Annotated in this window: 9 protein-coding genes; 4 read left to right on the top strand and 5 right to left on the bottom strand. The window is 73.5% G+C overall.

Going from position 1 to position 9,970, the window contains the following annotated elements:
• Together ftsL and rsmH are read right to left on the bottom strand one after the other, a co-directional pair.
• Positions 1-397, bottom strand: a 397-nt coding sequence (ftsL, locus tag C1J00_RS30435; RefSeq protein ID WP_102912209.1) for a cell division protein FtsL, incomplete at its 3' end; no start/stop codon positions are given.
• Positions 398-428: 31 nt separating this feature from the next.
• Entirely contained in the window at positions 429-1,385 is a 957-nt protein-coding gene (rsmH, locus tag C1J00_RS30430) for a 16S rRNA (cytosine(1402)-N(4))-methyltransferase RsmH (protein WP_102912208.1), read from the bottom strand.
• A 406-nt stretch (positions 1,386-1,791) separates the two neighbouring features.
• On the opposite strand from rsmH, the gene C1J00_RS30425 reads away from it, so the two are divergent.
• The 4 genes from C1J00_RS30425 (at position 1,792) to C1J00_RS30410 (ending at position 7,443) form a co-directional block, all read left to right on the top strand.
• Positions 1,792-2,343 carry a beta-class carbonic anhydrase gene (locus C1J00_RS30425; RefSeq protein ID WP_180989745.1) on the top strand — a complete coding sequence of 184 codons (552 nt, stop codon included), beginning with the start codon at positions 1,792-1,794 and terminating at the stop codon, positions 2,341-2,343.
• Positions 2,344-2,645: 302 nt separating this feature from the next.
• Positions 2,646-3,689, top strand: coding sequence for an AAA family ATPase (locus C1J00_RS30420; RefSeq protein ID WP_102912206.1), 1,044 nt, complete (start codon positions 2,646-2,648; stop codon positions 3,687-3,689).
• Positions 3,689-5,053, top strand: a complete 1,365-nt coding sequence (locus C1J00_RS30415; protein ID WP_102912205.1) for a DUF58 domain-containing protein — start codon at positions 3,689-3,691, stop codon at positions 5,051-5,053. The genes C1J00_RS30420 and C1J00_RS30415 overlap by 1 nt, the downstream gene beginning before the upstream one ends.
• A complete protein-coding gene (locus C1J00_RS30410; RefSeq protein WP_102912204.1) occupies positions 5,050-7,443 on the top strand; it encodes a transglutaminaseTgpA domain-containing protein in 2,394 nt (797 codons plus the stop codon). Before C1J00_RS30415 ends, C1J00_RS30410 begins: the two co-directional genes overlap by 4 nt.
• 249 nt (positions 7,444-7,692) lie before the next feature.
• Here the strand turns inward: C1J00_RS30410 and C1J00_RS30405 are convergent, their stop codons facing one another.
• The 3 genes from C1J00_RS30405 to C1J00_RS30395 all read right to left on the bottom strand — a co-directional run.
• Complete coding sequence (locus C1J00_RS30405; RefSeq protein WP_102912203.1) at positions 7,693-8,091, bottom strand: SCO2097 family morphological protein; 399 nt, start codon at positions 8,089-8,091, stop codon at positions 7,693-7,695.
• A 267-nt stretch (positions 8,092-8,358) separates the two neighbouring features.
• Positions 8,359-9,177 (bottom strand): methyltransferase, encoded by an 819-nt coding sequence (locus C1J00_RS30400; protein WP_102912202.1) that lies wholly within the window; start codon positions 9,175-9,177, stop codon positions 8,359-8,361.
• 341 nt (positions 9,178-9,518) lie between these two features.
• Positions 9,519-9,970, bottom strand: a 452-nt coding sequence (locus tag C1J00_RS30395; RefSeq protein WP_102912201.1) for an SAV_6107 family HEPN domain-containing protein, incomplete at its 5' end; no start/stop codon positions are given.

Genomic DNA, 9,970 nt, shown 5'->3' with positions numbered 1-9,970 from the left:
CCAGGGGGGTGTGCACCGAGGACTGCCGAACGCCCGGGGCGGCGCTGGGGACGCCCTTGACGGTGCCGTCGGGAGCGAGGAAGGCGGGGTCGCCGCCGGGCACCATGCCGAGCTCGCGGGCGCGTCGCTGCAGGGCGTCGGGGGCGGAGTAGGCGTCGATGTCCCGCTGGAGGGCCTGCTCCTCGTCGGTGAGGTTCTTGGTCCCGCGCTGGAGGTCGTCGAGCTTGAACGCGCCTTCGCTGAGGGCCGAGTTCAGCACCAGGAGGGCGATGAGACCGCCGCCGAGGAGGAGGACGACCAGGAAGACGAAGGGCGTACGGGCCGCCTGCCCCGGGCCGGTCGGGAGGAGCCGCGCGAGTCGGGCCGCCCTCCCCTTCAGTTCGGGTTTGCCGCTCACGCACGCTCCCTCGGTCCGGCCTGCACGCGCCTCACTCGACGTCCTCCCTGATGCGCTGGGCCCCGCGCAGCCGCGCCGGTGCCGCCCGCCGGTTCTCGGCGATCTCCTCTTCCGTGGGGAGTTCGGCACCGCGCGTGAGCAGCTTGAGCCGCGGCTGGTAACGCTCGGGGACGACGGGCAGTCCCGACGGCGCGGTGATGGCGGCGCCCGCCGCGAAGACCTGCTTGACCAGCCGGTCCTCCAGCGAGTGGTACGAGAGCACGGCGATCCGCCCGCCCACGTCGAGTGTCCTGACGGCGGCCGGGATCGCCCGCTCCAGGACGGAGAGCTCGCCGTTGACCTCGATGCGCAGGGCCTGGAAGGTGCGCTTGGCCGGGTTGCCGCCGGTGCGCTTGGCGGCCTGCGGCAGGGCGTCGCGGATCAGCTCGACCAGCCGCGCGCTGGTGCTGAACGGCTCCTTCTCCCGCTCGCGCACGATCGCGCCGACGATCCGCTTGGCCTGCTTCTCCTCGCCGTACGCCCGCAGGATGCGCACCAGCTCGCCCGGCGGGTAGGTGTTGAGGACCTCGGCGGCGCTGACGCCGGTCGTCTGGTCCATGCGCATGTCGAGCGGGGCGTCCTGGGCGTACGCGAAGCCGCGGTCGGCCTCGTCGAGCTGCATGGAGGAGACGCCCAGATCGAACAGGACGCCCTGCACGCGCGCGATGCCGAGTCTGTGCAGCACCTCGGGGAGCTCGTCGTAGACGGCGTGGACGAGGGTGGAGCGCTCGCCGTGGGGCGCGAGGCGCTCGCCGGACAGGCGCAGGGCCTCCTTGTCGCGGTCGAGGGCGACGAGCCGGGCGTCGGGGAACCTCTCCAGGAGGGCCTCGCTGTGCCCGCCGAGGCCGAGGGTGCAGTCGACGACCACGGCGTCCGGCCCCTCCAGGGCGGGTGCCAGCAGGTCCAGGCACCGCTGGAGCATCACCGGGACGTGTCGACTCGCGCTCAAGGGGCCCTCTCAGATCCGGCGCGGCCGTACGCACCGCCGGGTCCCCGCCCGTTCCCAGCTTCGCTGGGGGCCCCGGTGAAGGGGCGGCCCGCCGGCGCCGGAAGCGTCAGCCGGCCGGGAGCGGGAGGAGGCCGAGCCGTACGTACGCGCCGCGCACGCGGGGAGATCTCCGGTCGTCGCCGGGGTCTCCGAAGAAATCAGTCCAGCGGGGAGAGTCTCGCCTCCCGCTTCGCGTCACTTTAGTCCACCCTGTCGCCCGGTCAATCAACCGCCCTGCGCGTCGCCGCCGTTCGCACGGCGACCGGGGCGCCACTCTTGTGGGTTACCTCACAACCACCGGTCAGCGGCATTCTTTGTCCACTTCCACAGGAGGCCTGGACGGGGCGTGACCAGTAACGTCATATCTATGACGACTTCTGCATCGGTTCCCACAGGTTCGGAGAGCGCCATGCCGGCCGGCGGCACGGTCACCGACCGCCTCGTCGAGGCGAACGTCCGGTACGCCGACGCCTTCTCGGACCCCGGGATGGACGCCCGGCCCGTGCTACACGTCGCCGTCGTGGCCTGCATGGACGCCCGTCTCGACCTGCACGCGGCGCTCGGTCTGGAGCTGGGCGACTGCCACACGATCCGCAACGCGGGCGGCGTCGTCACCGACGACGTGATCCGCTCGCTCACCATCAGCCAGCGCAAGCTGGGGACCCGCAGCGTGGTGCTCATCCACCACACCGGCTGCGGCCTGGAGAGCCTCACCGAGGACTTCCGCAACGAGCTGGAGGCGGAGGTCGGCCAGCGCCCGGCGTGGGCCGTGGAGTCCTTCCGGGACGTCGACCAGGACGTCCGGCAGTCGATGCAGCGCGTGCGGACCTCGCCGTTCGTGCCGCACACCGACGACGTGCGCGGATTCGTGTTCGACGTGAAGACCGGTCTGCTGCGCGAGGTCGACCCGGCCTCCTGACCCGGCCCGCAGGCCTGGACGCCGGGGGCCGTCCGCCCCGGAAGACCACCTGCTGACGCTGTCGAAAGCCTGTCAGTCACGCGTTCGAATGGTCGCAAGACCGACATATCGCGGCCAGTTGTCCACAGTCGAGTGACACGAAACGGTAACGGCAGCAAGAATGCGGGAGTGACGTCACGCGGAACCTTTCACGCGTGGTGTCCGTGGTTCGGGGTGGGCCGGCCCGCGTCATGCGGCGTCGGCCCGGGAAAATGGGGTATCCCGTGCTCCTTGGGAGCGCGGGAAAGGCCGAGGAGGGCCGGGTGACGACCTATGACGATCGAGCGAGCCTCACTGATCTGACCGCCGTGGTGGAGCGCGTGCGGGAGTCGGTGGAAGGCGTGATCGAGGGCAAGCCCGAGGTCGTACGGCTCTCGCTGACCGTACTGCTCGCCGAGGGACACCTGCTGATCGAGGACGTCCCGGGCGTCGGCAAGACGATGCTGGCCAAGGCACTGGCGCGGTCCATCGACTGCTCGGTGCGGCGCATCCAGTTCACACCGGACCTGCTGCCGTCGGACATCACCGGTGTGTCCATCTGGGATCAGCAGCGCCGTGACTTCGAGTTCAAGCCGGGCGCGATCTTCGCGCAGGTGGTGATCGGCGACGAGATCAACCGCGCCTCGCCCAAGACGCAGTCCGCGCTCCTGGAGTCGATGGAGGAGCGCCAGGTCACGATCGACGGCAAGACCTACGAGCTGCCCAGCCCCTTCATGGTGGTGGCGACGCAGAACCCGGTCGAGATGGAGGGCACCTACCCGCTGCCGGAGGCCCAGCGCGACCGCTTCATGGCCCGGGTGTCGGTGGGCTACCCGAGCGCGGAGGCCGAGCTGCAGATGCTGGACGTGCACGGCGGCGTCTCGCCGCTGGAGGACCTCCAGCCCGTGGCCCACGCGCACGAGATCCTCAAGCTCATCGAGGCGGTGCGCGGCGTGCACGTCGCCGAGCCCGTCAAGCGCTACGCGGTCGAACTGGTCGGCGCCACCCGCACGCACCCCGACCTGAGACTCGGCGCCTCCCCGCGCGCGACGCTGCACCTGCTGCGCGCGGCGAAGGCGTCCGCGGCCCTCAGCGGCCGGGAGTACGCGCTGCCGGACGACGTCCAGGCCCTCGCCGTCGCCGTCCTGGCCCACCGGCTGCTGCCCACCGCCCAGGCCCAGCTCAACCGGCGCACCGCCGAGCAGGTCGTCGAGGAGATCCTGCAGCGCACCCCGGTGCCGACCGCGGCGCCGCAGCAGCAGGGGGGCTTCGGCGGCCTCGACCGTACGGCGCCGGCCTATCCCCAGCAGCCGCCGCGGAGGCTGTGATGACCACCGCGGGGACGGGGTACGCGGAAGCCGACCGGGGCGAGAAGGGCGGCATCCGCACCGCCCTGGCCGGTCTGACCACCCGCGGACGCTCCTTCCTGGCCGCCGGCGTCGCGGCCGCGATCTGCTCGTATGTGCTCGGGCAGGCCGACCTGCTGCGCGTGGGTCTGCTGCTGGCGGTGCTGCCGCTGGTGTGCGCGGCGGTGCTGTACCGCACGCGCTACCGGGTCGCGGGCAGCCGCCGGCTCTCCCCCGCGCGCGTGCCCGCGGGCAGTGAGGCCCGGGTCCACCTGCGGATGGACAACGTCTCGCGGCTGCCGACGGGCCTGCTGATGCTCCAGGACCGGGTGCCGTACGTGCTCGGCCCCCGGCCCCGCTTCGTGCTCGACCGGGTCGAGGCGGGCGGCCGGCGCGAGGTGTCCTACCGGGTGCGCTCCGACCTGCGCGGTCGCTATCCGCTGGGCCCGCTCCAACTGCGCCTGACCGATCCGTTCGGCATGTGCGAGCTGACCCGGTCCTTCTCGACGTACGACACCCTCACGGTCATCCCGCGCGTGGAGCCGCTGGCGCCGGTGCGCCTCAGCGGTGAGGCCAAGGGGTACGGCGACGGCCGGCAGCGTTCGCTCGCGCTGGCCGGCGAGGACGACGTGATCCCGCGCGGCTACCGCTACGGCGACGACCTGCGCCGCGTGCACTGGCGCTCCACCGCCCGCTACGGCGAGCTGATGGTGCGCCGCGAGGAGCAGCCGCAGCGCGCCCGCTGCACGGTGCTGCTGGACACCCGTGGCATCGCCTACGAGGGCGCGGGACCGGACTCGGCCTTCGAGTGGGCCGTGTCGGGCGCCGCGTCCGTGCTGCTGCACATGCTCGAACGGGGCTATTCCGTGCGGCTGTTGACGGATACCGGCGACGCGGTACCCGGTGAGGGCGGTGACGGCTTCGCGGGCGCGAGCCAGGAGTCCGCGGACGCGGCCGGGCTGATGATGGACACCCTCGCGGTGATCGACCACTCCGACGGCGCGGGTCTGTCCCGGGCGTACGACGTACTGCGCGGCGGGAACGAGGGGCTGCTGTTGGCCTTCCTCGGCGACTTGGACGAGGACCAGGCGGCGGTGCTGGGCCGGATGCGGCAGCGCAGCCCGGGTGCGGTCGCCTTCGTGCTGGACAGTGAGAGCTGGGGGCGGGAACCGAGCGACGTCCCGGGTCCGTCGGACAGGAGCGAAGACCGGTTGCGGATGCTGCGGGAGACCGGCTGGACGGCCCTGCGGGTGCCGCGGGGCGCCTCCATGGACGAGGTGTGGCGGCAGGCCGACCGGGAGCGCAGGGGCGTGGCCGCCGCGAGCGGCGGGGAGGGACCGGGATGAGCGGGCGGGTACGACTGACGCTGGGCGCCTGGGCGGCCACGCTGATGGCCGCGTGCGCCCTGCTGCCCCTGGTCAAGCCGGCCACGTGGATCGTGCAGGCGGCCTTCCTGCTGGCCCTGCAGTCGGGCGTGGGTGCCGCTGCCCGCAGGGTGCCGCTGGCCCGGCCGCTGACCGTCGCGGCGCAGGCCGTGGTCACCGTCGTGCTGCTGACCTTCGTGTTCGCCCGCGAGCAGGCCCTGGCCGGGCTGATCCCCGGGCCGCAGGCCTTCGAGCGCTTCGCGGTCCTGCTCCAGCAGGGCGGGGACGACGTCGCCCGGTACGCGATCCCGGCGCCCCTGGAGTCCGACGGCATCCGGCTGATGCTCATAGGCGGGGTCCTGGTCATCGGGCTGCTGGTGGACACCCTCGCGGTGACCTTCCGCAGCGCCGCTCCGGCCGGGCTGCCCCTGCTGGCGCTGTACTCCGTGGCCGCCGGGCTGTCCGACGGGGGCACCGCCTGGCTGTGGTTCCTGGTGGCGGCGGCCGGCTACCTGATGCTGCTCCTGGCCGAGGGGCGGGACCGGCTCTCACAGTGGGGCCGGGTCTTCGGCGGTGCTCCGCGCACGTCCGGCGAGGAGCGGAGCGGCGCGGTCGCCCCGGTCCGCACGGGCCGGCGCATCGGCGTGGTCGCGCTCGGCATCGCCCTGGTGGTGCCGCTCGGCCTGCCCGCGATGAACGGCGGCCTGCTGGACTCGGTGGGAGCCGGCGCGGGCGGCGGCCGCGGCGGCGGGGGCACGATCTCCGCCGTGAACCCGCTGGTGTCGCTGCGGGACAGCCTGAACGCGGACGAGGACCAGCAGGTCCTGTCCGTGCGGACGAAGATGGAAGACGTCTCGGACCTGTATCTGCGGATCGTGTCCCTGGACGACTTCGACGGCACCACGTGGAAGCCGTCCCGGCGGTCCATCACCGCCGTTCCCGACGGCACCTTCCCGGACCCGGTCGGCCTCAGCCCGGACGTCAAGCGCACGGAGGTCGACACCACGATCACGGCGGCCGACTGGTACGCCCAGGACTGGCTGCCCATGCCGTACCCGCCGAGCGGCGTGCGCATCAGCGGCAACTGGCGCTACGAGCCGGAGGGCATGACCCTGGTCGGCGACCACGGGCAGAACACGCGGGGCCTGACGTATCAGGTCAAGAGCCTGGAGATGGAGCCGACGGCGGAGCAGCTCGCCGCGGCGGGGCCGCCGCCCGCGGACATCGAGGGCGACTTCACCGAGCTGCCCGACTCGCTGCCGTCGGTGGTGGGCCGCACCGCCCGCCAGGTCACCGCGGGCGCCGCCAACCCGTACGACCAGGCGGTGAAGCTCCAGGACTGGTTCGCCGTGACCGGCGGCTTCGAGTACGACACGCAGGTGCAGGTGGGCAGCGGCTCGCAGGCCATCGCCCGTTTCCTGAAGGACAAGCAGGGCTTCTGCGTGCACTTCTCCTTCGCGATGGCGGCGATGGCCCGCTCCCTGGGCATCCCGGCCCGGGTCGCGGTGGGCTTCGCGCCCGGTTCCCCGCAGGCGGACGGCTCGGTGTCCGTGGGGCTGCGCGACGCGCACGCCTGGCCGGAGCTGTACTTCGAGGGCGTGGGCTGGACCCGCTTCGAGCCCACCCCGAACCGCGGCTCGATACCGTCGTACACCGTGCCGGACAGCCCCGACAGCCCGGTGCCGGACCCGGCGCGGCCGTCCGAGGCGACGTCCACCGCGCCCTCCGCGGCGCCGTCGGAACGCGAGTCCTGCACCCCGGAGCAGCGGAGGCTGGACGGCGGCTGCGCGAGCGAGTCGCCGCAGGCGGCGCTGCCCACGGACGACGACGGCCCGAAGTGGTACGCGTTCCTTGTGTGGGCCCTCGTCGGTCTGGCCGTCCTCGCGCTTCCCCTGGCACCGATGCTGTGGCGGCTGCGGACGCGCGCGGTACGCCTCGGGGCGCACGGCCGCAGCGAGGCGGACGCGGCGCCGCACGTGCTGGCCGTGTGGCAGGAGCTGACCGACGCGGCGTGGGACTTCGGCATCATGCCGGACGAGTCGCAGACACCGCGCAAGGCGGCCGCCCGTATCGTCCGGCTGGGCGACCTCGACTCGACGGCCGCGGCCTCGGTGCACCGGGTGGCGAACGCGGTGGAGCAGGTCCTGTACGCACCGCGTCCCCGCCCGGTAGCGGGCCTCACGGACGAGGCCCGCCGTGCGACGGCGGGCCTCGGCGCGGCGGTCAGCCGTCCGGCCCGGCTCCGGGCGCTCGTGGCTCCCCGCTCCACCGTGCGGGTGGTGTGGGCGGCGTCGGCCTGGTGGACGGGCGTCCGGGAGCGCGCCGTGGCGATGCGGCCGACCTGGCGGAAGGCGTCGGGCCAGCAGGGCTGAGGGACACGAGCGGCTCAGGCCGGCCGGCGCGGGTGCGCCGGCCGGCCTCCGTGTATCCGGGGTCGGCGGACCGGGTCGCGTTCCCGTGCCGCGCATCCGGCACCAGGTGTACGCCGTCGACCAGGGGGCTGCTGATTCGAGGGTCTGGCCCCGGCTGGCCGACGCATACGTCAGGGGGTGACCACCGGATCGGTGGTCACCCCCTGACGTACGTGTTCACACGTGGGCCTGGAGAGGCCGCGCGGAGGGCTAGTGGCCGCCCTGTTCGTCGCGGCGCTTCTGCCAGCGCTGCTCGATGCGATCCATCACGGAGCGGCGCTGCCGACCCTGTCGGCGGGCCTGGGGCCCGGCGGCACCGGCAGCCTGTTCACCCGGCTTGGGAGCCTTGCGCCAGCCGGTGACGGCGAGCACCGCACAGCCCAGCATGACGAGGAAGCCCACGACGCTGAGCCAGACCTGCTTGGCGACCATTCCAGCCATGAGGAGCGCGATACCTACGAGGAAGCCGGCGACCGCCTGGTAAACCCGTCGCCGGGTGTACGTGCGCAGCCCGCTTCCCTCAAGCGCTGTCGCGAACTTGGGATCTTCGGCGTACAGCGCTCGCTCCATTTGCTCGAGCATGCGCTGCTCGTGCTCCGAGAGCGGCACGGAGTCCTCCTCATCGTGCAGTCGCCGGGGCGACCCGGGGGGTCCCTTCAGGATAGGCAGGGAATCGCCCCCGTGAAACCCGCCCCTCTGCGCCAATTGACCAACCGGACCCCGCCATGGGCGTCCCGGCTCGCTGAGGCTTGCATTCCCCGGCGGCCGACCCGTCATGCCGGAACGGTCTCCCTCGATCATACGGCGCGCCGCCTCCATTCGGGGGGCCTGTGGCGTACTCCATGCGCGGCCCAGGCGCTGATCAGCGGCGGTACCTCACGAAGCAGCTCGGGCCTCGGCAGCCCCATCGGTCTCGTCCACCCCAGCGGTCGCACCGGTCCCGCCGGTCTCACCGAGGATGTGCAATTGCGTGGCCACCGAGTGGAAGGCGGGGAGCTCGGCCGCGGCCTCCTCCAGCTTCAGCAGCGCTTCCAGCGCTCCGGGCTCGGTGTCGACGAGGACGCCGGGCACGAGGTCGGCGAAGACCCGCACCCCGTGCACGGCGCCGACGCGCAGACCCGCGGCCTCGACCAGGCCCGTGAGCTGTTCGGCGGTGAAGCGGCGCGGTACGGGGTCACCCGTGCCCCATCGCCCGTTCGGGTCGTCGAGTGCCTGCCGGGCCTCCTTGAAGTGCCCGGCGAGGGCGCGTGCCAGCACGGCACCTCCGAGGCCGGCGGCGAGCAGGCTGAGGACGCCCTCCGCGCGCAGGGCCGCGACCGCGTTGCGGACGCCTTCGGCCGGGTCGTCCACGTACTCCAGGACGCCGTGGCACAGCACCACGTCGTAACCACCGCGCTCGGCCACGTCGAAGAGGCCGTGGGCGTCGCCCTGGACGCCCATGACCCGCTCGGCGACATCGGCCTCGGCGGCGCGGCGCTCCAGGGCGAACAGCGCGTTGGGGCTGGGGTCGACGACGGTGACACGGTGACCTAGACGGGCGACGGGCACCGCGAAGTTGCCGCTGCCGCCTCCGGTGTCGAGGACGTCCAGCGACTCCCGACCCGTGGCCTTGACCCGGCGGTCCAGGGCGTCCTGGAGGACCTCCCAGACCACTGCGGTACGGAGTGAGGCACGGGGGCGCATCGGGTCCGACACGGCAGTTGACTCCTCGGCGCGGTACCGCCTCTTGCGCGGCGGCGTGAACGGGGGCGTCCTCCCCGGCCCCGGCCAACGGGAAGGGAAGACTTCAGGCGTCCCCCACCCTATTGCCTCGACTGCGGCGTCCGGATGACCGGTGCCGGACGGCCCTGGGTCAGGCGCTCCGAGCCGGGCCGCCGACCGGCCCCGGGCTGCCGCCTACCGGTCGGCCCGCGTCCGCTCGGCCCGCGTCTGGATGGCCCGCGTCCGGTCAGCCGGCGGCCCGACGGCCCGCGTCCGGTTGCCCGCGCCCCGACGGCATGCGTCCGGTCGGCCCGCGTCCGGTCGGCCCGGCCCGGTCAGCCCGCGTCCGGCATGTCCCTCCCCGGGCCGGGGCCCTCCGGCCGGTCCTGATCCGGGCGGGGCTGCGGGAGGACCGGCTGGAGGACCAGCATCCGCTCGACGAGGCGCAGGAACATCGCCACGTCCCGTATCAGGTCGTCGGCGTCCCGGCCGGTGGCGGCACCTTGGATACCGGCCTCGGCCCGGGCCCGGCGCCGGGCGCCCGCGGCGAACAGCGCGCTCCAGTCGGTCAGTTCGGGCGCGATCTCGGGGAGCACTTCCCAGGCGCTCCGGATCTTGGCCCGGGCCCGGGGCGAGGTCTCCGGCCGTCCCCGGGCGGCGAGTACCGCGGCGGCGGTGCGCAGGGCGGCGAGGTGGGCCGTCGCGTAGCGCTCGTTCGGTGTCTCCAGGGCGGTGGCCTCGTCGAGGCTCGCGCGGGCCTGGGCGAGCAGGTCGAGGGCGGCGGGCG

This window comes from Streptomyces cahuitamycinicus (genome assembly GCF_002891435.1).
Taxonomy (GTDB): domain Bacteria; phylum Actinomycetota; class Actinomycetes; order Streptomycetales; family Streptomycetaceae; genus Streptomyces; species Streptomyces cahuitamycinicus.
The sequence above is the reverse complement of the archived record's forward strand: the minus strand, read 5'-3'. Positions and strand labels throughout refer to the sequence as shown.

Bases quoted from the DNA above. Each gene is read 5' to 3' on its own strand.
- C1J00_RS30415 (WP_102912205.1), top strand. From the start codon at position 3,689: ATGACCACCGCGGGGACGGGGTACGCGGAAGCCGACCGGGGCGAGAAG.
- C1J00_RS30410 (WP_102912204.1), top strand. From the start codon at position 5,050: ATGAGCGGGCGGGTACGACTGACGCTGGGCGCCTGGGCGGCCACGCTG.
- C1J00_RS30425 (WP_180989745.1), top strand. From the start codon at position 1,792: ATGACGACTTCTGCATCGGTTCCCACAGGTTCGGAGAGCGCCATGCCG.